The sequence below is a fragment of the Salipiger pentaromativorans genome (assembly GCF_024721115.1).
Lineage (GTDB): Bacteria > Pseudomonadota > Alphaproteobacteria > Rhodobacterales > Rhodobacteraceae > Salipiger > Salipiger pentaromativorans.
Map to the genome: position 1 here is coordinate 170,998 of NZ_JAMDHK010000003.1, position 20,751 is coordinate 191,748.

The 20,751-nt window shown below is 66.2% G+C and carries 17 protein-coding genes and 1 riboswitch; of the genes, 4 read left to right on the forward strand and 13 right to left on the reverse strand.

Annotation, left to right across the window (positions count from 1 at the left end; genetic code table 11):
- Positions 1-23 precede the first annotated feature (23 nt).
- The 7 genes from M4578_RS06750 to M4578_RS06780 all read right to left on the reverse strand — a co-directional run bounded on the left by M4578_RS06750 (position 24) and on the right by M4578_RS06780 (position 7,502).
- The gene (locus M4578_RS06750; RefSeq protein ID WP_258092698.1) at positions 24-791 is read right to left on the reverse strand and encodes an amino acid ABC transporter ATP-binding protein; all 768 of its coding nucleotides are present in this window, start codon (positions 789-791) and stop codon (positions 24-26) included.
- A gap of 28 nt (positions 792-819) precedes the next feature.
- Complete coding sequence (locus M4578_RS06755; protein ID WP_258092699.1) at positions 820-1,749, reverse strand: AEC family transporter; 930 nt, start codon at positions 1,747-1,749, stop codon at positions 820-822.
- Between the two features lie 4 nt (positions 1,750-1,753).
- Positions 1,754-2,773 (reverse strand): ketopantoate reductase family protein, encoded by a 1,020-nt coding sequence (locus M4578_RS06760; RefSeq protein ID WP_258092700.1) that lies wholly within the window; start codon positions 2,771-2,773, stop codon positions 1,754-1,756.
- A gap of 84 nt (positions 2,774-2,857) precedes the next feature.
- Entirely contained in the window at positions 2,858-4,060 is a 1,203-nt protein-coding gene (locus M4578_RS06765) for a pyridoxal phosphate-dependent aminotransferase (RefSeq protein ID WP_258092701.1), read from the reverse strand.
- A gap of 19 nt (positions 4,061-4,079) precedes the next feature.
- Entirely contained in the window at positions 4,080-5,165 is a 1,086-nt protein-coding gene (locus M4578_RS06770; RefSeq protein WP_258092702.1) for an amino acid ABC transporter permease, read from the reverse strand.
- A complete protein-coding gene (locus tag M4578_RS06775) occupies positions 5,162-6,388 on the reverse strand; it encodes an amino acid ABC transporter permease (protein ID WP_258092703.1) in 1,227 nt (408 codons plus the stop codon). The genes M4578_RS06770 and M4578_RS06775 overlap by 4 nt, the downstream gene beginning before the upstream one ends.
- Before the next feature lie 73 nt (positions 6,389-6,461).
- Positions 6,462-7,502 (reverse strand): amino acid ABC transporter substrate-binding protein, encoded by a 1,041-nt coding sequence (locus M4578_RS06780; protein WP_258092704.1) that lies wholly within the window; start codon positions 7,500-7,502, stop codon positions 6,462-6,464.
- Between the two features lie 235 nt (positions 7,503-7,737).
- Here M4578_RS06780 and M4578_RS06785 point away from each other — a divergent pair, with 235 nt between their 5' ends.
- From M4578_RS06785 to M4578_RS06795, 3 genes are all read left to right on the forward strand, one after another.
- Complete coding sequence (locus tag M4578_RS06785; RefSeq protein ID WP_258092705.1) at positions 7,738-8,682, forward strand: LysR family transcriptional regulator; 945 nt, start codon at positions 7,738-7,740, stop codon at positions 8,680-8,682.
- A 162-nt stretch (positions 8,683-8,844) separates the two neighbouring features.
- Complete coding sequence (locus M4578_RS06790; protein ID WP_258092706.1) at positions 8,845-9,195, forward strand: RidA family protein; 351 nt, start codon at positions 8,845-8,847, stop codon at positions 9,193-9,195.
- 5 nt (positions 9,196-9,200) lie between these two features.
- The gene (locus M4578_RS06795) at positions 9,201-10,442 is read left to right on the forward strand and encodes an NAD(P)/FAD-dependent oxidoreductase (RefSeq protein ID WP_258092707.1); all 1,242 of its coding nucleotides are present in this window, start codon (positions 9,201-9,203) and stop codon (positions 10,440-10,442) included.
- A 15-nt stretch (positions 10,443-10,457) separates the two neighbouring features.
- Here M4578_RS06795 and M4578_RS06800 read toward each other — a convergent pair whose 3' ends face one another.
- The 6 genes from M4578_RS06800 to nrdH form a co-directional block, all read right to left on the reverse strand.
- Positions 10,458-11,417 carry a cyclodeaminase gene (locus tag M4578_RS06800; protein ID WP_258092708.1) on the reverse strand — a complete coding sequence of 320 codons (960 nt, stop codon included), beginning with the start codon at positions 11,415-11,417 and terminating at the stop codon, positions 10,458-10,460.
- The gene (gene eutB, locus M4578_RS06805; RefSeq protein ID WP_258092709.1) at positions 11,414-12,370 is read right to left on the reverse strand and encodes a hydroxyectoine utilization dehydratase EutB; all 957 of its coding nucleotides are present in this window, start codon (positions 12,368-12,370) and stop codon (positions 11,414-11,416) included. Before eutB ends, M4578_RS06800 begins: the two co-directional genes overlap by 4 nt.
- Positions 12,371-12,464: 94 nt before the next feature.
- Positions 12,465-13,442 (reverse strand): class 1b ribonucleoside-diphosphate reductase subunit beta, encoded by a 978-nt coding sequence (gene nrdF / locus M4578_RS06810; protein ID WP_258092710.1) that lies wholly within the window; start codon positions 13,440-13,442, stop codon positions 12,465-12,467.
- A gap of 209 nt (positions 13,443-13,651) precedes the next feature.
- The gene (gene nrdE, locus M4578_RS06815) at positions 13,652-15,733 is read right to left on the reverse strand and encodes a class 1b ribonucleoside-diphosphate reductase subunit alpha (RefSeq protein WP_338054516.1); all 2,082 of its coding nucleotides are present in this window, start codon (positions 15,731-15,733) and stop codon (positions 13,652-13,654) included.
- 68 nt (positions 15,734-15,801) lie between these two features.
- Entirely contained in the window at positions 15,802-16,218 is a 417-nt protein-coding gene (gene nrdI, locus M4578_RS06820; protein ID WP_258092711.1) for a class Ib ribonucleoside-diphosphate reductase assembly flavoprotein NrdI, read from the reverse strand.
- 5 nt (positions 16,219-16,223) lie between these two features.
- Positions 16,224-16,445: a glutaredoxin-like protein NrdH gene (gene nrdH, locus M4578_RS06825; RefSeq protein WP_076703214.1), complete on the reverse strand. Its 222-nt coding sequence runs from the start codon at positions 16,443-16,445 to the stop codon at positions 16,224-16,226.
- A gap of 101 nt (positions 16,446-16,546) precedes the next feature.
- Positions 16,547-16,735, reverse strand: a riboswitch (cobalamin riboswitch).
- 204 nt (positions 16,736-16,939) lie between these two features.
- On the opposite strand from nrdH, the gene metH reads away from it, so the two are divergent.
- Positions 16,940-20,710, forward strand: a complete 3,771-nt coding sequence (gene metH, locus M4578_RS06830; RefSeq protein WP_258092712.1) for a methionine synthase — start codon at positions 16,940-16,942, stop codon at positions 20,708-20,710.
- Positions 20,711-20,751 lie beyond the last annotated feature (41 nt).

Sequence of the window (20,751 nt, forward strand, 5' to 3'; positions counted from 1 at the left end):
GCCCCACCCCGGGCCGCCGCCCCTCAATGCCCGAGGATCTGTTGCAGGAACGCCTGCGTCCGCGCGTGCTGCGGCGCCGAGAAGAACAGCTCCGGGGCGTTTTCCTCGACGATCCGGCCCCGATCCATAAACAGCACGCGGTTCGCGACGGCCTGGGCAAAGCCCATCTCATGCGTCACGCAAAGCATCGTCATGCCCTCTTCCGCCAGCGCGATCATCGTATCCAGCACCTCCTTGATCATCTCGGGATCGAGCGCCGAGGTCGGCTCGTCGAACAGCATGATCCGCGGGCGCATGCACAGCGACCGGGCAATCGCCACCCGCTGCTGCTGACCGCCGGAAAGCTGGCCCGGGTATTTCCCCGCCTGTTCCGGGATGCGCACCTTTTCAAGAAAATGCATCGCCATGTCGTCGGCCTCGCCGCGCGACATCCCGCGCACGAGGCGCGGCGCCAGCGTGCAGTTCTCGAGGATCGTCAGATGCGGGAACAGGTTGAAATGCTGGAACACCATCCCGACCTCCGACCGCACCTTGTCGATGTTCTTGAGGTCTTCCGACAGCTCGATCCCGTCCACCACGATGCGGCCGGACTGATGCGCCTCCAGCCGGTTGATACAGCGGATCATCGTCGATTTTCCCGAGCCCGAAGGCCCGGCGATGACGATCCGCTCGCCACGCTTCACCGTCAGGTCGATGTCGCGCAGTACGTGGTAGGTTCCGTACCACTTGTTCAGCCCCGAGAGGGTGATGACGGTTTCATCGCCGGGCGGAATGGTCTGTAGGGCGGTCATGGCGGGTCCTCACTGGGCCGGACGGGTCTCAGGTCGCGATCAGGTGCAGCCAGAGCGTGATGCTGACGACCGAAAGCAGGGTGGACAAAACGATGGTCGATGAGATCTCGGCCTCTCCCGCCTGGTATTTCTTGGCGAGGATATAGCCGTTCACCCCCGACGGCAGCGCCGCGTAAAGCACCGCGACACCGCCGACGATTCCGGGCAGCGCGAGGATCTTGACCGCGATCACCCAGACCGCCAGCGGGTGCAGCCCGAGCTTCAGCGCGCTGAACAGCATGCCGGGCGTGAGGTTCGACAGCAGCCGGAACCGCGCCAGAGACATGCCCATCGCCAGCAGCGCGCAGGTCGAGGTGGTCTTGGCGACGCTTTCGAGCAGGCTCAGCGCAAGGCCGCCCGGAGCGATGCCGATGCCGCGCAGCCCCAGCCCCAGGATCATCGCCAGGATGATCGGGTTTTTCAGCATCGCACGGCCGAGCGACATCAGCCGCGCCCCCGCCTGCCCCTGCCCGCCATCCGCCTCGACCAGCAGCGTCACCGCCGTCATCATGATCGGCAGATGCACCGCCAGCAGCAGGAACATCGGCACCTGCGCCTGATCGCCCCAGACCTGAAGGATCAGCGGCACGCCCAGCAGCACGGTGTTGGATTGCGATGCGCTGAAACCGCAGAGCACGCTGGCGCGCCACGGCAGGCCCAGCGCCCGGCGCGACACCGCAAGCCCGAGGGACCAGGCAAGCGCCACGCCGATGAAATAGGCGAGAAGATAGCTGGCCGAGATCTCGGCCAGATCGAACGGCCGCGCGAGCGTCAGCAGGATCAGCGCCGGCACGGCAACCGAAAAGACATATTCGAGCAGACCGGATTCGACCTTTTCCGAGAGATACCCGGAACGGATGGCGATCCAGCCGAGGGCGATCAGCGAGATCACCGGCAGAATGACGTTGACGATGGACATCCGGTCATTCCCCCGCGAGACGGCCGGCCGGCGCGGGGGCCGGGGTGGCCGGAAGCAGGCCCAGCGCGGTCGCGCGCGCCCGCGTCAGCGCCAGCAGCGCATCGAGGGCCGGGATCGCCATCTGCCGTGCCCGCGCCAGATCGCTGAGTGCCCCGAGCAGGGTCTCGATCTCTGGCGTGCGCCCGGCCTCGAAATCCTGAAGCATCGAGGATTTGTGCCGTCCCGCCTTCTGCGCCATCTCCGACAGCGACACCATCGCGCCGGGCTGTCCGCAGCTTTCGGCAAGCCGGCCCACCTCGGTCCAGGCGGCGCGGGTCAGCCCCTCGAGATCGGGATAGGTCAGCAGACGGCCCGTCTCCATCCCGGTGAGCGCGCCGATCGGGCCCGACACGCAGTTGAGGCTCAGCTTCTTCCAGATCTCGCGTTCGAAACGCTCGCTGCGCTCCGCCGCGCAGCTCCCCTGCCGCAGCGCCGCCACCAGCGCGTCGCAGGCATCGCGCCCGGCGGGATGCGCCTCGCCGAAGAGGTAATGACCGCTGTCCGGGTTCGAGTTCCGGATCACCCCCGGCGCGTCCACATGGTTGGCGGAAAAGGCGATCCCGCCGATGGCGCGCTCGGTGCCCACCGCCGTCTCGAGACGCTCGATCATCCGGCGGATCGCCGGCGACCAGGTTTCGATACCGCCGCCGACGCGCGACAGATACCACCAGGGCAGCCCGTTGACGCAATAGGCGATGGCGGTTCCCGGCCCCGAGAGCCCGCGCAGACCCTCGGCGATCCCGGCCAGCGCCGGGGTCTTCACCGTCGCCACGACCAGATCCTGCACCGGCAGTTCGGCCGGATCCTCGACCGCCACCGGGTGGCAGGTCACCGATCCTGCCGAAGAGACCAGCGTCAGCCCGTTTTCCCGGATCGCCGCAAGATGTGCCCCCCGGGCGACGACCGAAACGTCGCAGCCCGCCTGGGACAATTTCACGGCGAGATGGCCGCCGATGGCCCCTGCCCCGTATACGCAAACCTTCACCTTGGCCTCCTGTCGTCAGTCTCTGTCGGCCCCCTCGGGGGACCGGCTGGCGCGTCTTGTCTGTGGGTTTTCCGGATGCCGAGCTCAGCTCAGGCTGTTGCAGAAGCGGCGCAGGCGCTCGAGCGCCGCGCGCAGTTCGTCGGTGTCCATCGAGTAGGAGATGCGCAGGAAGGGCGACATCCCAAAGGCCGCGCCGGGCACGATCAGCACCCCCGCGTGGTCGATGGCGAGACGCGCGAAATCCGCGTCGCTCCCGATCGGTTCGCCCGCCTCGGTGCGCCGCCCGATGACCCCCTCGCAGCTTGCGAAGACAAAGAACGACCCCGAGGTCCGCACCGCCTTGAGCCCGGGCATCTGGTTGACCATGGCAAAGGTCATGTCGCGCCGCGCGCGATAGACCTCGCGGTTCGTCTCCTGATAGCCTTGATCGCCGTTCAGCGCCTCGATGGCCGCCGCCTGGGAGATCGAGTTCGGCGAGCCCGCGAGATGGCTCAGCATGTTCGACATCCCCCGGATCACCGGTTTCGGGCCTGCGGCAAAGCCGAGGCGCCAGCCCATCATCACATAGCCCTTGGAAAACCCGTTGATCACGACGGTCCGCGCCCGGGCCGTGTCGCTGATCGCGGCGGGCGAGACGTATTCGACACCGTCATAGACCAGATGTTCATAGATCTCGTCGGTCACCACGCTGACCTGCGGATGACGCTCGAGCACCGCATAAAGCGCCGCAAGCTGCGCGCGGTCGTAGATCGCGCCGGTGGGGTTGTTCGGGCTGTTGAGCAGCAGCACCCTGGTTCGCGGCGTGATCGCCTTTTCCAGATCCTCGGGCTGTAGCAGGAACCCGTGTTCCAGCCCGCAGGGCACCGATACCGGCTCGGCCCCGGCCAGCCGCACGATCTCGGGATAGGAGACCCAGTACGGCGCCGGAACGATGACCTCGTCGCCGGGATTGCAGAGCGTCAGGAATGCCGCGTGCAGCAGCGGTTTGGTGCCGTTGGCGACGACCACCTCGTCGGGCGTGTAATCGAGCCCATTGTCCCGCTTGAGTTTGGCGGCAATCGCCTCGCGCAGCTCGGGCGTTCCGTCGCCCGGCGAATAGCGCGTATCCCCGGCACGGATCGCGGCGATCCCGGCCTGCCGGATCGGCTCGGAGGTGTTGAAATCCGGCTCTCCGGCGATCAGCGAGGTCACCTGCCGCCCCTCCTTGCGCAGCTCTGCCGCCCGCCGGATCAGCGCGATGGTCGCCGAGGGGGGAATATTGGTCACGCGGTCCGCGAGGTCGATCATCTGAACATGTCCTTCAAGGTCAGTAATGAGAGGCTCTGCGTTCGAGCCGCGCCGCATAGGACGTGAGCACGTAGCAGAAGGAGAAGTAGAAGAGGGCGGCAAAGACATAGCCCTCGATGTTGAAGCCGGCCCAGGCCGGATCGCGGGCGGCGAGCTGGATCGCGCCCAGGAAATCCGTCATCCCGATCACGATGATCAGCGAGGTGTCCTTGAAGAAGGAGACGACGATGTTCACCAGCCCCGGGATCGAATGGCGGATGACCTGCGGCAGCGTGATCAGCCAGAGCCGGTGCCAACCGCGCAGCCCCAGCGCCGCCGCCGCCTCGCCCTGCCCAGGCGGGATGCTTTGCAGCCCGCCGCGCAGCGCCTCGGCGATATAGGCCGCCGCGACGATGGTGAAGGCGAGCAGCGCTCGGGTCAGCTTGGGCGGGTTCATGCCCTCGGGCAGCACGAAGGGCATCATGATCGAGGCGATGAACAGCGTTGCCACCAGCGGCGCGCCGCGGAACAGCTCGATCACCCCGGTGCTCACCCAGCGGAACAGCCAGAACTCCGACTGCCGGCCCAGCGCCAGCGCCAGGCCGAAGGGAAAGCCCAGCGGCAGCGCGGTAAGGCTGAGCAGCAGCGTGACCGGCAGCCCGCCCACCTGCTCCGTCCGCACCCGGTCGAGCCCGAACCCGCCCAGCATGAGCCAGAAGGCCACGCCGATGGTGCCGATCCACAGCGGCACCAGCCAGACCGACCAGACCCGCGGCACCATGCACAGCGCCATGACCGAGACCATCAGCACGATGGCCAGGACCGCCCGCCACCGGTCGTCCGCGGGCAGCATCCCGAAGACGATGAGGTTGATCTTCTCGCCGATGAAGGCCCAGCACGCGCCCGAGGCGGCGCGGCACTCCTCGACCGTGCCCGACCAGAGCGCATCGCCGATGCCCCAGTCATAAAGCGGCGGCAGGACGAGCCACAGAAGCGCTGCGGAAATCAGGGTGATCGCCGTGTTCAGCTTCGAGCCGAAGAACAGCGCGGAGGCATATCGCACAAGACCGAAGCTCGCGCGCCGAGGGCCGTCTTCGGCGGATCCGATGGGTCTGGACTGGATCATGACCGGCCTTTCTTCAGCAGACCGCGGTTGAAGCGGTTCATCAGCATTGCGGCGATCAGCGTCGGGATGAGATAGCCGAGCAGCATCAGCCCCACGCCCTCGATGCTGTGGCCCGAGATGTTGATGGTGATGGTGAGCGCCCAGAAGAAATCGGGATAGCCGATCGCGACCGCGAGGCTCGTGTTCTTGATCACGCCGATATACTGCGTGCTCACCGACGGGGTGATCGCCACCAGCGCCTGCGGGATGACGATCTTGCGCAGGATTTGCAGCTCCGAAAGGCCAAGGCTCGCGCCTGCCTCGCGCTGCCCCCGGGCGACCCCCTCGATGCCGCCGCGCACCAGTTCGGCGATGAACGCGCCGGCATAAAGCGATTGCGCGAGGGTCAGCGCGGTATATTCCGGCGTCAGCGTCATGCCGCCCTTGAAGTTGAAGGCGCCATGCTCGGGCAGCTCGACCGCCATCGGCGCCACAGCCAGCAGGACAAGGCCAAAGCCCAGCACCGCAGCGCACAGCCGCAGCATCCGCCCCGGCACGGCGCGGTTCAGCGCCCGTGCGGCACGCGGCAGTACCGCATAGACCAGCACCGCCCCGGCGCCCGCCGCCAGCAGCGCCCAGCCGCCGCCCTCAAAAAGCAGCTTGGGGATCTGCAACCCGCGCTGGCTGAGAAACACCACATCGCCCAGCGAGATCGCCTGACGCACCGGCGGAAGCTGGAGCAGGATCGTGTACCAGAAGAGGATTTGCAGCAGCAGCGGGGTGTTGCGCACCACATTCACATAGCCGCCGGTCAGAACCCGCAGCAGCGGGTTATCCGACACCCGCAGGATGCCGACCACAAGCCCCAGAAACGTCGCCAGCAGACAGCCCACAAGAGCGACCCGCAGCGAATTCGCCGCGCCGGTGACGATGAGCCAGCTCAGCCCGTCCTCGGGGCTGTAGGGCAGCACGGTTTCCGAAATGGCGATCCCGGCGGGACGGTTCAGAAAGCCGAAATCCAGTTCGAGATTCTGCCGCGCCAGATTCACCTGAAGAATATGGGTGATCTCGATCAGAAAGGCGAAGAGCAGGCAGGAGCCGACCACCTGAACGATGAACTGCCGTCCCCGCCGCGTGCGCCAGAGCGCCGCGCCCCAAAGGCTCGGCGGGCGCGGCGGCAGCCGCTGCTCGGGCTCCGCCCGCGCGGGGATGGCCCGATGATCGTTTGCAAGCGTTCTCAACATGCTCCATGCCCCTGCCGGTCATGCGGCCCCCCGCTCAGGGGGCCGCGCGTCTTTGCGCCGTTCATGCGATCGGTCACAGGAGGGGCGGCGGATAATGCAGGCCGCCGTTGAAGTAGAGATTGTTGTCGCCGCGATCGAGGCCGATGGCCGAGCCCGCGCCGAGATTGCGCTCGTAGAGCTCGCCGTAGTTGCCGATGCTCTTGACGACGTTATAAGCCCAGTCGTCCTCCAGCCCGATCCCTTCGAAGAACTCGGCCTGCTTGCCGAGGAACCGCTGGATCATCGGCGCGCCCTCCGAGAGCTTGTCATCGACATTCTCGCTGGTAATGCCGATTTCTTCGGCGATCATGGGCGCATAGACCGTCCAGCGGACGATATTGTACCACTGGTCGTCGCCCTGCCGCACCACCGGCGCCAGCGGCGATTTCGCCAGGGTCTCGTCCAGCACCACGTAATCGTCGGGATTTTCGGCCACCGAGCGGATCGAGCCCAGATAGGTGCGGTCCGAGGTGAAGACATCGCAGCGGCCCGAGAAGAAGGCGCTGCGCATCTCGTCGAAATTGTCCATGCTGATCGGTTTGAACTCCATGCCGTTGGCGCGGAAGTAATCGCCGATGGTCAGCTCGGAATTCGACCCCGGCGTCACGCAGACCGTGGCGCCGTCAAGCTCGGTCGCCTTGGTCACCCCCAGCGCCTTGGGCACCATGATGCCCTGCCCGTCGAACACGGTGACCGGCCCGGACAGGAACCCCAGCGAGGTGTCGCGGGTGAAGGTCGTCGTCACCTGCCGGAACAGGACATCGACCTCGCCCGATTGCAGCGCCGGAAAGCGCGTGGTGGTGGTGAGCGGGATGAACTCGACCTTTTCGGCATCCCCCAGCACCGCCGCCGCGAGCGCCTTGCAGTAATCGACATCCATGCCGCCGGGCACCCCGTTGGAATCGGGATAGCCGAACCCCGGCACGTCCAGCGCGGTGCCGCATTTCAGCACCCCGCGTTCCTTGACGGCATCGAGCGTCTGGTCGGCAAGCACGGGGGTCGCCAGGCAGGCGGTGACAGCGGCGGCGGTCAGCGCCCGTCCGCTGGAAGAGGTGAGAAGAAAGGAGGGTAGCATCGGATTTCCCTGTTTGATGTGCGGACAAACTGTGCAGAGACACGCGGCCCCGGAAACGCCCCAGGACGCGCAGCTCACAAGAACTTCGCAGTTTTTGCTTTTGACACAGGCGGTTAGAGAGGAGATCGGTCAGAGACGCCGCCTGATGTGACCAAGCTTAGGTCTGGTCTTTTTTCGCGGCAATCGAGCAAGCTGTCATAACAGATATGGTAGATTCATCATCGCAGCGGCACGGATGAACGAGAAACAGCTTCAGCAATTCGTCAGGATCACCGAGGCGGGCAGCATCTCGGGGGCCGCCGCCATGATCGGCATCGACCAGCCCTCGCTCAGCCGCAACCTGCGCGCGCTCGAACAGAATATCGGCGCACAGCTTTTCTACCGCAACGGCCGCGGCGTGCGGCTCACCTCCTCGGGCGAGGAGTTCCTGGGCATCGCGCGCGATTTCCTCGACGAGCTCGACCGCCTCAGGAGCCGCGTGAACGTCGCCTCCAAGGAGCTTCAGGGCACGATCTCGATCGGCGCGGTACAGTTCCTGGGCGAGAACTTCGTTCCGCAATGCCTTGCCCGGTTCAAGGAGAAGCACAAGAACGTCACGTTGCAGGTGACCGGCGGCGGCAGCGGCATCATTCAGGAGATGCTGCTGAGCGGCCGCATCGATCTCGGCCTGCTTTACGACGCCGGGCTCTCGTCCGAGCTGCTCGCCGAGGTCGTGCTGACCGACCGCGTGGTCCTGCTCGGCAATGCCGAGGCGGCGCGGGCGCATGGCATCGCCGATTGCGGCCGGATCCCGCTGTCGCGGCTGCACGGTCTGCCGCTGATCTCCGCCAGCCGCGCACATGGGCTGCGCCGCGCGCTGGATGCCGCCGCCCGGCGCCACGGCACCGCGCTGAATGTCGTCTATGAGATCGACAGCCTGGTGACGGCACGCACGCTCGCCCTCAAGGGCGAGGCCTTTGCGGTGCTGCCCTTCGGCTCGCTGACCAATTATCTGACCCTGCCCGACGCCTTCGGGGCGGCCATCGTGGAGCCCGACCTGACGGTCTCGTTCTCGCTTGTCTCGCCGCGCAACCGTCAGCTTGAAAAAGGCGCGCTCGAGCTTGCCACGATCATCCGGCGCCAGATCCAGACCTACCGCCGGGATCTCGACACGCTCATGCGCACGCATGGCATCGCCTGAGCGCCCGCAACCGGCGGTCCGCACGACCGCCGCGATTTGCCATATCTGATATGACAACGACGGCATTCCCTGAATAGCGGGCGCCGCGCAGACTGCGGCCTCAGCGCCCCCCGCCCCGGCGGGAGCGGCGCGTAGATTGCCATCTCTACGGGACCGCAAAACATGATCACCCATTTCGCCCCGTCCGGACACAAGTCGGACATGGTCGCCTATAACGGCCTGCTCTTCGTGTCGGGCATCGTGGCCTCGGACGACAGCCTGCCAGTCGAAGGGCAGACCGCCGACATTCTTGCCCGGCTCGATACCATGCTCGCCGAGGCCGGCACGTCGAAGGACCGGGTGCTCTCGGCGACGATCTGGCTGGCCGACATCGCCGACCGCACAAAGATCGCGCCGGCCTGGAACGCCTGGGTGGTGGCGGGCCACCAGCCCGCCCGCGCCTGTATCGGGGCGGCCCTCGCGGGTCCGGATCTGAAGATCGAGATCGCGCTTGTCGCGGCGCTGGACGCCTGACGCGCATGGCACGCCATTTCACCGTTCTGGGCGCCGGCACCGTGGGTGTCTGCACCGCCCTTCAGCTTCTGCGCGACGGCCATCGGGTGACCCTGATCGACCGCGCCGCCCCGGCCTCGGGCTGTTCCTACGGCAATGCCGGGATCATCCAGGTGGGCGGGCTGGTCCCGCTGGCCAATCCCGGCATTCTGCGGCAGGTTCCGAAGATGCTGCTCGACCCCGAGGGGCCGCTGCTGATCCGCTGGCAATATCTGCCGCGCCTCATGCCCTATCTGCTGCGCTTCATCGCCTCTGCCCGGCCAGAGCGCGTGGCCCACGCCGCCAACGCCCTCGGCACGATCCTGGACCGCGCGATCGAGGCGTACCGCCCGCTCATCCAGCAGGCCGGCGCATGGGATATGGTGCGCGAGACCGGCGAGCTCTATCTCTACAAGACCGATGCCGCCTATGCGGCGGCGGCTTCCGCACATGCGCTGCGCCGGGCCCATGGCGTCAAGATGGAAGAGATCCCCGTCGGCGAGCTGAGCCAGCTCGAACCCTGCCTGGCGCCGATCTATCGCCACGCCCTGCTGTTCAACGATTGTATCAGCGTTCGCGATCCGGCGGTCTTTACCCGCAGGCTGGCCGACGCCTTTCAGGCCGCCGGCGGCACCTGGATCCAGGACGAGATCACCGATCTCGACAGCAACGGCAGCGGCCAGCGGCATCTGATCGGCGCGACCGGGCGCCATGCGCTCGACGAGCTTGTGATCGCCACCGGCGCCTATTCCAAACCCTGGGCCAGAAAGCTCGGCTCCTATGTGCCGCTCGATACCGAACGCGGCTATCACCTGATGCTGGCGGATCCCGGCGTCGAGACGCAGCGGCCACTGATCTTCGGCGACCAGAAATTCGGCGCCGTCTCGATGCTGGGCGGGCTGCGGATCGCCGGAACGGCGGAACTGGCCAAGCTCGACATGGCGCCGAACTATGCCCGCGCCCACCGCCTGCTGGGCCTCGCGAAAGAGGCGCTGCCCGACCTGCGGACCGACAAGGTCACCCCCTGGATGGGGCACCGCCCCTCGACCCCCGACAGCTTGCCGGTGATCTGCCGCGCGCCCGGACGCGACAAGACCTATTTCGCCTTCGGCCACGGGCATCTCGGGCTGACCATGGGCGGTATCACCGGCCGGCTCATCGCCGATCTCGCCGCCGGGCGCACCCCGCCCATCGACATGGCGCCCTTCGACATCGCCCGGTTCTCCTGACCCGGGCCGCGCCGGTCAGGCAAAGGCCCCCAGCGCGTGGGTCGCGATGGCGGTGTCCTGAATACCGGTGCCGGTCAGGTCGGCGATGGTGATCTGTTCAGGTGCCGTGCGGCCCGGATGGCGGCCCGCGACGATCTCGCCAAGCTCGGGGAGACCGGCGGGATCGGGGGCAAGCCCCGCCGCCAGCACCGCACGCAGCTCGCCCAGATCGCGGGTCTGGCTGACCCGGTCGGCAACATAAAGATCCGCCCGCGCGAAACATTGCGGATCGAGCTCGTTCTTGCCCGACTGATCGCTGCCCATGGCGGTCACATGCTGCCCCGGACGCAGCCACTCCGCCCGCAGGATCGGCTCGGTGGCCGGCGTGGTCGTCACGACGATGTCGCCGAAAGCCGCCGCCTCGGCGGGATCGGCACAGGCCCGCACACTCATGCCCTCGCCGCTCAGCTCTTCGGCCAGCGCCCGCGCCTTGGCGGCATCGCGCGCCCAGATCACCGCCTCGGAGATCGGGCGCACCAGCGCCAGCGCCCGCAGCTGCATCCGCGCCTGAAGCCCGGCGCCGAAAATCGCCGCCCGGCGGGCATCCGCCCGCGCCAGATGCCGCGCCGCCACGCCGCCCGCGGCGGCGGTCCGCACATCGGTGAGATAGCCGTTGTCGAGCAGCACCGCCCGCACCCGGCCCGTCTCGCTCGACAGCACCACCATCAGCCCCGAGGTCGAGGGCAAGCCTTTGGCCGGGTTGTCGAAGAACCCCGGCGAGATCTTGACCGCAAAGCCCGGCAACCCGGGCACATAGGCGGTCTTGACGTCGACCTCGCCATTCACGTCCGGCATGTGCATCGACAGGATCGGCGGCATCGCCACCCCGCCCCGCGCCAGCGTGGCAAAGGCCGCCTCGACCACGTCGATGGCGGCGGCATCCAGCGAAATCCGCGCGCGCAGATCCGCCTCGTGCAGAATACGAATGTCGCTCATGCGTCCTGCTCCCTCATGATCCGGGCGTGCAGCGCCGGGTCGATGTTGCCGCCCGACAGGATCAGCACCAGCGGGCCGCGATCCGCGCGCAGCTTGCCGCCAAGGATCGCCCCCGCCCCGACGGCGGCGGCCCCCTCCACGATCTCTCCGTCCTCCCGCGCGAGATGGCGGAGGCCGGCGGCGATCTCCGCTTCGCTCAGCAGGATCACCTCGTCCACCAGGTCGCGGCACATGGCAAAGGTCAGGCGATTGTCGCGCCCCACGCCGCCGCCCAGCGAGTCGGCCAGCGTTTCCAGCTCCGCCACCTCGACCGGATGGCCCGCGGCCAGGCTCGCCGCCATGGCCGCCCCGCGCGCCATGCTGATGCCGACGATGCGAATGCCGGGACGCAGCGCCTTCGCCGCCAGCGCGACACCGGACAGAAGCCCGCCGCCGGAGAGCGGCACGGCGATGGTGGCCGCATCGGGGAGCTGCGCGAGGATCTCGAGCCCAAGCGTCCCCTGTCCCGCGATCACATCCGCATGGTCGAACGGCGGGATCAGCGCAAACCCCTCGTCGCGCTCCAGCCGCCGCGCCTCTTCGAAGGCTTCGTCCTGGCTGGCGCCGGTCACCCGCGCCTCGGCCCCGAGCCCGGCGATGGCCTCGCGCTTGTTGCCGGGCACCAGCCGCGACAGGCAGATCACCGCCGGCACCCCGCGCTGCCGCGCCGCAAAGGCCAGCGCCCGGCCATGGTTCCCGGTCGAGGCGGTGGTGACCCCGGCAACCGCGCCGAGCCGCGCCACCGCATGCGCGGCGCCGCGCAGCTTGAAGGCGCCGGTTTCCTGCCGGTGTTCGCATTTCAGCCAGACAGGCCCGCCCGCCCGTGCCGACAGTCCGGGCGAGGGTTTGACAGGCGTTTCCCGCACCCGGCCCCGGATCCGCTCCGCCGCCGCCTCGACGTCGTGCAAACTCATCCTGCGATCCATCGGTGGCCCTCCGGTTGCGTTTCCCGGAGCTTCGGCCGGGCGCCGGACAATGTCCAGAGCCGCCCCGGCCCGCCGCGAGGGGTCAGAAATCCCAGTCTTCGTCTTCCGTCGCCACCGCCTTGCCGATCACGTAAGACGACCCAGAGCCCGAGAAGAAATCGTGGTTCTCGTCGGCATTGGGACTGAGCGCCGCCATGATCGCCGGGTTCACCTTGCAAAGCTCATCCGGGAACAGGCTTTCGAAACCGAGGTTCTGAAGCGCCTTGTTGGCGTTGTAATGCAAAAAGGCCTTCACATCCTCGGTCAGCCCCAGCGGATCGTAGAGCGTTTCGGTATAGCGCGTCTCGATGTCGTAAAGATCGAAGATCAGCGCAAAGGCGAAATCCTTGATCTCCTTGCGCTCGGCCTCGGACAACCGCTCCAGCCCGCGCTGGAACTTGTAGCCGATGTAATAGCCATGCACCGCCTCGTCGCGGATGATCAGCCGGATCAGGTCGGCGGTGTTGGTCAGCCGCGCCCGGCTCGACCAGTGCATCGGCAGGTAGAAGCCCGAGTAGAACAGGAAGCTCTCGAGAAACACGCTCGCCACCTTCTTGCGCAGCGGGTTGGCGGTGGCGTCGTATTCGTCGAGGATCAGCCGCGATTTCTGCTGGAGCTGCGCATTCTCCTCCGACCAGCGGAACGCCTCGTCGACCTCCGCCGTCGAACACAGCGTCGAGAAGATCGAGGAATAGCTGCGCGCATGCACCGCCTCCATGAAGGCGATATTGGTCAGCACCGCTTCCTCATGCGGGGTGACCGCATCCGCCATCAGCGCGGGCGCGCCGACGGTGTTCTGGATCGTGTCGAGCAGCGTCAGCCCGGTGAAGACCCGGATGGTGAGCCGCTGCTCCTCCTCGGTGAGCTGCGACCAGCTCTGGATGTCGTTCGACAGCGGCACCTTTTCCGGCAGCCAGAAATTCACCGTCAGACGGTTCCAGATCTCCAGATCCTTGTCGTCCTGAAGGCGGTTCCAGTTGATGGCGCGCGGCACCGGGCGGGTTTGGGCGATGTCTTTCATGGTGTGACCCTTCGGACTACGGGGCTAAATGTGCGACAGACGGTGGGCAGATTGCCCACCCTACGGGCGGTGCGCCGCCCTGCGTCTTTCATCTTTCTCAAAATACTCCAGAACACGCTCTCCGCCCCACGCCGCCATATGTACCCGACGCTGGCAGACCGAACGCGCGCCCGGCCAAGTAGGGTGGGCAATCTGCCCACCCGCCGCGCCTAGAGCGAGCAGGACACGCAACCCTGCACTTCGGTGCCTTCCAGCGCCATCTGGCGCAGGCGGATGTAGTAGATCGTCTTGATCCCCTTCTTCCAGGCATAGATCTGCGCCCGGTTGATGTCGCGCGTCGTCGCCGTGTCCTTGAAGAACAGCGTCAGCGACAGGCCCTGATCGACGTGCTGGGTCGCCGCCGCATAGGTGTCGATGATCGCCTCGGCGCCGATCTCATAGGCGTCCTTGTAGAATTCAAGGTTGTCGTTCGACATGAAGGCGGCGGGGTAATAGACGCGGCCGATCTTGCCTTCCTTGCGGATCTCGATCTTGGCGGTGATCGGGTGGATCGACGAGGTGGCGTTGTTGATATAGCTGATCGAGCCGGTGGGCGGCACCGCCTGGAGGTTGCGGTTGTAGAGCCCGCCCTCGATCACCGCATCGCGCAGCGCGGCCCAGTCTTCGCGCCCCGGCACCTCGACGCCGAAGCGCCCGAAGAGCGCCCGCACGGTGTCGGTCTCCGGCAGCCAGTCGCGCTCGACATATTTGTCGAAGAACGAGCCGTCGGCGTATTTCGACGCCTCGAAGCCCACGAAACTGCGCCCCCGCTCCCTGGCCAGCGCGTTGGAGGCGCGCAGGCAGTGATAGAGCACGGTGGCGAAATAGATATTGGTGAAGTCGATCCCCTCGGGCGAGCCGTAATGGATCCGCTCGCGCGCAAGGAAGCCGTGCAGGTTCATCTGGCCGAGCCCGATGGCATGGCTCTCGTCATTGCCGCGCCGCACCGAGGGCACAGAGTCGATCGACGACATCTCGGACACCGCGTTCAGCGCTCGCACCGCGGTGCCGACCGTGGCGCCGAGATCGCCGCCATCCATCGCCTTGGCGATGTTGAGCGAGCCGAGGTTGCAGGAAATATCCGTGCCCAGATGCTTGTAGCCGAGATCGTCGTTGAATTCCGACGCCTCGTTGACCTGAAGGATCTCGGAACAGAGGTTCGACATGGAGATCCGCCCGGCCACCGGGTTCTCGCGGTTCACCGTATCCTCGAACATGATATAGGGATAGCCGCTCTCGAACTGGATCTCGGCGATGGTCTGGAAGAACGCCCGCGCATTGATCTTTTTCTTGCGGATCCTGGGGTTATCCACCATCTCGTGATATTTCTCGGTGACCGAGATCTCCGAGAACGCCTTGCCATAGACCCGCTCCACGTCATGCGGCGAGAACAGGTACATGTCGTCGTTCTTCTTCGCCAGCTCGAAGGTGATGTCGGGGATCACCACGCCGAGGCTCAGCGTCTTGATGCGGATCTTTTCGTCGGCATTCTCGCGCTTGGTGTCGAGGAACCGCAGGATGTCCGGGTGGTGGGCATTGAGATAGACCGCCCCCGCGCCCTGCCGCGCGCCGAGCTGGTTGGCGTAGCTGAAGGAATCCTCCAGAAGCTTCATCACCGGAATGACACCCGAGGACTGGTTCTCGATGCCTTTGATCGCCGCGCCGTGCTCGCGGATATTGGTCAGCATCAGCGCCACACCGCCGCCGCGCTTCGACAGTTGCAGCGCCGAGTTGATGCCGCGCCCGATGCTTTCCATGTTGTCTTCGAGCCGCAGCAGGAAACACGAGATCAGCTCGCCGCGCTGCGCCTTGCCGGCATTGAGGAAGGTGGGCGTCGCCGGCTGGAACCGGCCGCCGAGCATTTCCCGCATGAGCTGCATCGCCAGCGCCTCTTCGCCGCGCGCCAGCGTCAGGGCGACCATCACCACCCGGTCCTCGAACCGTTCGAGATAGCGCTTCCCGTCGCGGGTCTTCAGCGTGTAGCTGGTGTAGTATTTGAACGCGCCGAGGAAGGTCGGAAAGCGGAACTTGATCTTGTAGGCGGCGTCCCAGATCTTTGCCAGGAAGGCGTCGTCATACTGGCCCAGCACATGGGCCTCGTAATAGCCCTCATCGACCAGATAGCGCAGCTTTTCCTCAAGCGAGTGAAAGAACACGGTGTTCTGGTTCACATGCTGGAGGAAATACTGCCGCGCCGCCATGCGGTCGGCGTCGAAGCGGATCTTCCCCTCGTCGTCATAGAGGTTCAGCATCGCGTTCAGCGCGTGGTAATCCAGACCCTGCCATTCCACCGGCACCGCCTTGGCGGGGGCTGCGTCGTTCAGATCGCGGTCGAGAAGTGCGTCTTCCAAAACCTGTCCAGTCCTTCTCTGACACGGGCGATGTCGGTCTCTGTGCCGGCCAGCTCGAACCGGTAGAGAACGGGGACGCGACATTTCTGCGCCACCACATCGCCCGCCAGGGCGAACAACGCCCCGAAATTGCGGTTGCCGCCGGCGATCACGCCGCGGAGATGCTGCCTCGTGTCCGGGTCGTTGAGGAACCGGATCACCTGTTTGTGGACCGCCCCCCGGCCCTGCCCGTCGGCATAGCTGGGCGTCACCAGAACAAAGGGCGCGCGGGGGGCGGGCATGGGCTCCTCGGGCGAGATCGGGATCCGCTGCGCCGTCAGCCCGAGCCGGGAGACGAAGCGCTGCGTGTTGCCCGAACGCGAGGAGAAATAGACCAGCCCGCCCAAGACACTCAGCTCAGCGCGCTGATCTTGTCGGGGCGGAAGCCGGCCCAGTGATCGTCACCCGCCATCACCACCGGCGCCTGACGGTATCCAAGCTCGGTCACCCGGGCCATCGCGTCGGCGTCCTCGGTGAGATCGATCAGGTCGAAGGCGATGCCCTTGGCGGCCAGCGCGCGTGTGGTGGCGGTGCATTGCACGCAGGCGGGTTTGGAATACACGGTGATGCTCATGGTCCGTCCCTTGTCTCTGTCTGCCTGTTGGGCGATGGAGGGAGAGACGCGGACAGGCGCGGACACCCGCGCCGACCACAGCTCCCGGACCCACCGCCCGGTGTCGTGTCGTTGTCCTGGCAGGTCTCCTGACTTGCGGCTCGACTGCCTCGGCCCCCCTTCCCGGCTGTCCCTGCCAGTGGATCGGGGCCTTGGCTTGCCGCTTACAGTTGCGGGGGCAGTGCCGGATTCTCACCGGCTTCCCTTTTCACCCGCAACGAGTCGCGGGCACCAAGACAACGACATATTGCGCACGCGCGCCAATCGACGTCAATATCTGGATTTCTCTTTGACGGACCTGCCGGTCCGTTCCTTTGTGACAGCCGCTTGCGACCCGGCATCGTCCCCGACCCAAGATGAATCTGCCTCATGAAAAGCATGATCATTATGACCTTCGCTTGCGCAGCCATTTGCCCTAGACAGGGCCCGAACCCGAAAAAGGACAAATCGCCGCGATGGCCGCCACAGCTCTTCCCCGCTCGCCCGTCTTTGCCCGCCTGCACGACGCGGCGCGCGACCGCATTCTCATCCTCGACGGCGCCATGGGCACGCAGATCCAGAAGCTCGGGCTGGTTGAGGGCGATTTCCAGGGCTGCGGCGGTGGGGCCTGCACCTGCCACCTGCCGCATGACAGCGACAAGCCGCAGCAGGGCAACAACGACATCCTGAACCTGACCAAGCCCGAGGCCATCGAAGAGATCCACTATCTCTACGCCATGGCCGGCGCCGATATTGCCGAAACCAACACCTTTTCCTCGACCGTCATCGCGCAGGCCGATTACGGCATGGAACACGCGGTCTACGACCTGAACTATCACGGCGCCCAGATCGCCCGCCGCGCCATGGACCGCGCCGAGGCCGAGGACGGCCGTCCGCGCTTTGTCGCCGGCGCGCTCGGGCCGACGAACCGCACCGCCTCGATCAGCCCGGATGTGAACAACCCGGGCTTCCGCGCGGTGAGCTTCGATCAGCTCCGCGAAGCCTATGGCCAGCAGGTGCGCGCGCTCATCGACGGCGGCGTCGACATCCTGCTGATCGAGACGATTTTCGACACGCTGAACGCCAAAGCCGCGATCTTTGCCTGCGAAGAGGTCTTCGCCGAACGCGGCGAGCGCCTGCCGGTGATGATCTCGGGCACGATCACCGACCTGTCTGGCCGGACTCTTTCCGGCCAGACGCCCACCGCCTTCTGGCATTCGGTGCGCCACGCCCAGCCGCTGACCGTCGGTCTGAACTGCGCGCTTGGCGCCGCCGCCATGCGTCCGCATCTGGCCGAAATCGCGGGTGTCGCCGACACCATGATCTGCGCCTATCCCAACGCGGGCCTGCCCAACGAGATGGGCGAATACGACGAGACGCCCGAGCAGATGGCGGCGCAGATCGCGGGATTTGCCCGCGAGGGTCTGCTGAACATCGTCGGGGGCTGCTGCGGCTCGACCTACGACCACATCCGCGCCATCGCGCAGGCGGTCGCGGGCCACGCCCCGCGCAAGATCCCCGAGGCGCAGCCGCTGATGAAGCTTTCGGGCCTCGAACCCTTCACGCTGACCAAGGACATTCCCTTCGTGAACGTGGGCGAGCGCACCAACGTCACCGGTTCGGCACGGTTCAAGAAGCTCATCACCAACGGCGATTACGCCGCGGCGCTTGATGTGGCCCGCGATCAGGTCGAGAACGGCGCGCAGGTGATCGACATCAACATGGACGAGGGGCTCATCGACAGCAAACAGGCGATGATCGAGTTCCTGAACCTCATCGCCGCCGAGCCCGACATCGCCCGCGTGCCGATCATGATCGACAGTTCGAAATGGGAGGTGATCGAGGCCGGGTTGCAATGCGTGCAGGGCAAATGCATCGTCAACTCGATCTCGATGAAAGAGGGCGAGGAAACCTTCCTTCAGCAAGCCCGGCTCTGCCGCCGCTACGGCGCCGCCGTGGTGGTCATGGCATTCGACGAAAAGGGCCAGGCCGATACCGAGGACCGCAAGGTCGAGATCTGCGCCCGCGCCTACAAGCTCCTGACCGAAGAGGTGGGGTTCCCGCCCGAGGACATCATCTTCGATCCCAACGTCTTTGCCGTCGCCACCGGGATCGAGGAACATGACAATTACGGCGTCGATTTCATCGAGGCCGCCCGCCGCATCACCCGCGACTGCCCGCATGTGCATATCTCGGGCGGCATCTCGAACCTGTCCTTCTCGTTCCGGGGCAACGAGCCGGTGCGCGAGGCGATGCACGCGGTGTTCCTCTATCACGGCATTCAGGCCGGGATGGACATGGGCATCGTCAACGCCGGCCAGCTTGCGGTCTACGACCAGATCGACGCGGAACTGCGCGAGGCCTGCGAGGATGTGGTGCTGAACCGCAAACCCGCGAACGGCGGCAATGCCACCGAGAACCTTTTGGAGATCGCCGAGAAATTCCGCGGCCAGGGCGGCGGCAAGACCCGCGAAAAGGACATGTCGTGGCGCGAACTGCCGGTGGCAAAGCGGCTGGAACACGCGCTGGTCAACGGCATCACCGAATTCATCGACGCCGATACCGAAGAGGCCCGCCAGCAGGCCGAGCGTCCGCTGCATGTCATCGAGGGCCCGCTGATGGCGGGGATGAACGTGGTGGGTGATCTTTTCGGCGCGGGCAAGATGTTCCTGCCGCAGGTGGTGAAATCCGCCCGCGTGATGAAACAGGCCGTGGCCGTCCTGCTGCCCTATATGGAAGAGGAAAAGCGCCTCACCGGCGGCGACGGGCGCGAGGCGGCGGGCAAGGTGCTGATGGCGACGGTGAAGGGCGATGTGCATGACATCGGCAAGAACATCGTCGGCGTCGTGCTCGCCTGCAACAATTACGAGATCATCGACCTGGGCGTGATGGTGCCCGCCGAAAAGATCCTCGCCACCGCCAAAGCCGAGGGCGTGGATGTGATCGGCCTCTCGGGCCTCATCACCCCCTCGCTCGACGAGATGGTGCATGTGGCCTCCGAGATGGAGCGCGAAGGCTTAGACATCCCGCTGCTGATCGGCGGCGCCACCACATCGCGCGTGCACACGGCGGTGAAGATTCACCCGCGCTACGGCAAGGGTCAGGCGGTCTATGTGACCGATGCCAGCCGCGCGGTGGGCGTGGTCTCCTCGCTGCTGTCGCCGGTGCAGAAACCCGGCTATGTGGCCAATATCCAGACCGAATATGCCGATGTGGCCGAGAAACACGCCCGCGCGGAGCTGGCCAAGAAACGCCTGCCGCTGGAGGATGCCCGCGCCAATGCGCTGACGCTCGACTTCGGCAACCATGCGCCGGCCCCCAGCTTTCTCGGCACCCGGGTCTTCGACGGCTGGGATCTGGCGGAACTGGCCGAATATATCGACTGGACGCCCTTCTTCCGCACCTGGGAGATGAAGGGGGTCTATCCCAAGATCCTCGACGATCCCGAACAGGGCGAGGCCGCCCGCGCGCTTTTTGCCGACGCGCAGGCGATGCTGAAACAGATCATCGCCGAGAAATGGTTCCACCCGCGTGCCGTGGTGGGCTTCTGGCCGGCCAATGCGGTGGGCGACGACATCCGCCTCTTCACCGGCGAGGATCGCGCCGAGGAGCTGGCCACCTTCTTCACCCTGCGCCAGCAGACCGCCAAACGCGGCGACCGGCCCAATGTGGCGCTGTCGGATTTCGTCGCGCCCGAAGGCACGCCGGATTACGTCGGCGGGTTCGTGGTGACGGCGGGCCGCGAGGAAATCGCCATCGCCAAGGCGTTCGAGGACAAGCACGACGATTATTCCTCCATTCTCGTCAAGGCGCTGGCCGACCGCTTTGCCGAAGCCTTTGCCGAGCGCATGCACGAGAAGGTGCGCAAGGAGCTTTGGGGCTATGCGCCGGACGAGACGGCCAGCAACGCCGATCTCATCGCCGAGCACTACGCCGGCATCCGCCCGGCCCCGGGCTATCCGGCACAACCCGACCACACCGAAAAGACCACCCTGTTCGAGCTGCTGGATGCCACCGCGGCCACCGGCGTCGAGCTGACCGAAAGCTATGCCATGTGGCCCGGGTCCTCGGTCTCGGGGCTCTATATCGGCCATCCCGACAGCTACTATTTCGGCGTTGCCAAGGTGGAGCGCGACCAGGTGGTCGATTATGCCGCGCGCAAGGGCATGGCGGTGGAAGAGGTCGAGCGCTGGCTCGGCCCGATCCTCAACTACACACCGGGCGCGGCGCAGGTTGCGGCGGAATAACGCCGCACCGCGCGCCCGGCGGCGGGTTCAGCCGCCGGGCG

What these genes read in the sequence shown, in the direction of transcription:
- M4578_RS06750 (WP_258092698.1), bottom strand. Translation starts at nt 791, where the DNA reads ATGACCGCCCTACAGACCATTCCGCCCGGCGATGAAACCGTCATCACC.
- M4578_RS06755 (WP_258092699.1), bottom strand. Translation starts at nt 1,749, where the DNA reads ATGTCCATCGTCAACGTCATTCTGCCGGTGATCTCGCTGATCGCCCTC.
- M4578_RS06765 (WP_258092701.1), bottom strand. Translation starts at nt 4,060, where the DNA reads ATGATCGACCTCGCGGACCGCGTGACCAATATTCCCCCCTCGGCGACC.
- M4578_RS06770 (WP_258092702.1), bottom strand. Translation starts at nt 5,165, where the DNA reads ATGATCCAGTCCAGACCCATCGGATCCGCCGAAGACGGCCCTCGGCGC.
- M4578_RS06775 (WP_258092703.1), bottom strand. Translation starts at nt 6,388, where the DNA reads ATGTTGAGAACGCTTGCAAACGATCATCGGGCCATCCCCGCGCGGGCG.
- M4578_RS06780 (WP_258092704.1), bottom strand. Translation starts at nt 7,502, where the DNA reads ATGCTACCCTCCTTTCTTCTCACCTCTTCCAGCGGACGGGCGCTGACC.
- M4578_RS06785 (WP_258092705.1), top strand. Translation starts at nt 7,738, where the DNA reads ATGAACGAGAAACAGCTTCAGCAATTCGTCAGGATCACCGAGGCGGGC.
- M4578_RS06790 (WP_258092706.1), top strand. Translation starts at nt 8,845, where the DNA reads ATGATCACCCATTTCGCCCCGTCCGGACACAAGTCGGACATGGTCGCC.
- M4578_RS06795 (WP_258092707.1), top strand. Translation starts at nt 9,201, where the DNA reads ATGGCACGCCATTTCACCGTTCTGGGCGCCGGCACCGTGGGTGTCTGC.
- M4578_RS06800 (WP_258092708.1), bottom strand. Translation starts at nt 11,417, where the DNA reads ATGAGCGACATTCGTATTCTGCACGAGGCGGATCTGCGCGCGCGGATT.
- eutB (WP_258092709.1), bottom strand. Translation starts at nt 12,370, where the DNA reads ATGAGTTTGCACGACGTCGAGGCGGCGGCGGAGCGGATCCGGGGCCGG.
- nrdF (WP_258092710.1), bottom strand. Translation starts at nt 13,442, where the DNA reads ATGAAAGACATCGCCCAAACCCGCCCGGTGCCGCGCGCCATCAACTGG.
- nrdE (WP_338054516.1), bottom strand. Translation starts at nt 15,733, where the DNA reads ATGCTGAACCTCTATGACGACGAGGGGAAGATCCGCTTCGACGCCGAC.
- nrdH (WP_076703214.1), bottom strand. Translation starts at nt 16,445, where the DNA reads ATGAGCATCACCGTGTATTCCAAACCCGCCTGCGTGCAATGCACCGCC.
- metH (WP_258092712.1), top strand. Translation starts at nt 16,940, where the DNA reads ATGGCCGCCACAGCTCTTCCCCGCTCGCCCGTCTTTGCCCGCCTGCAC.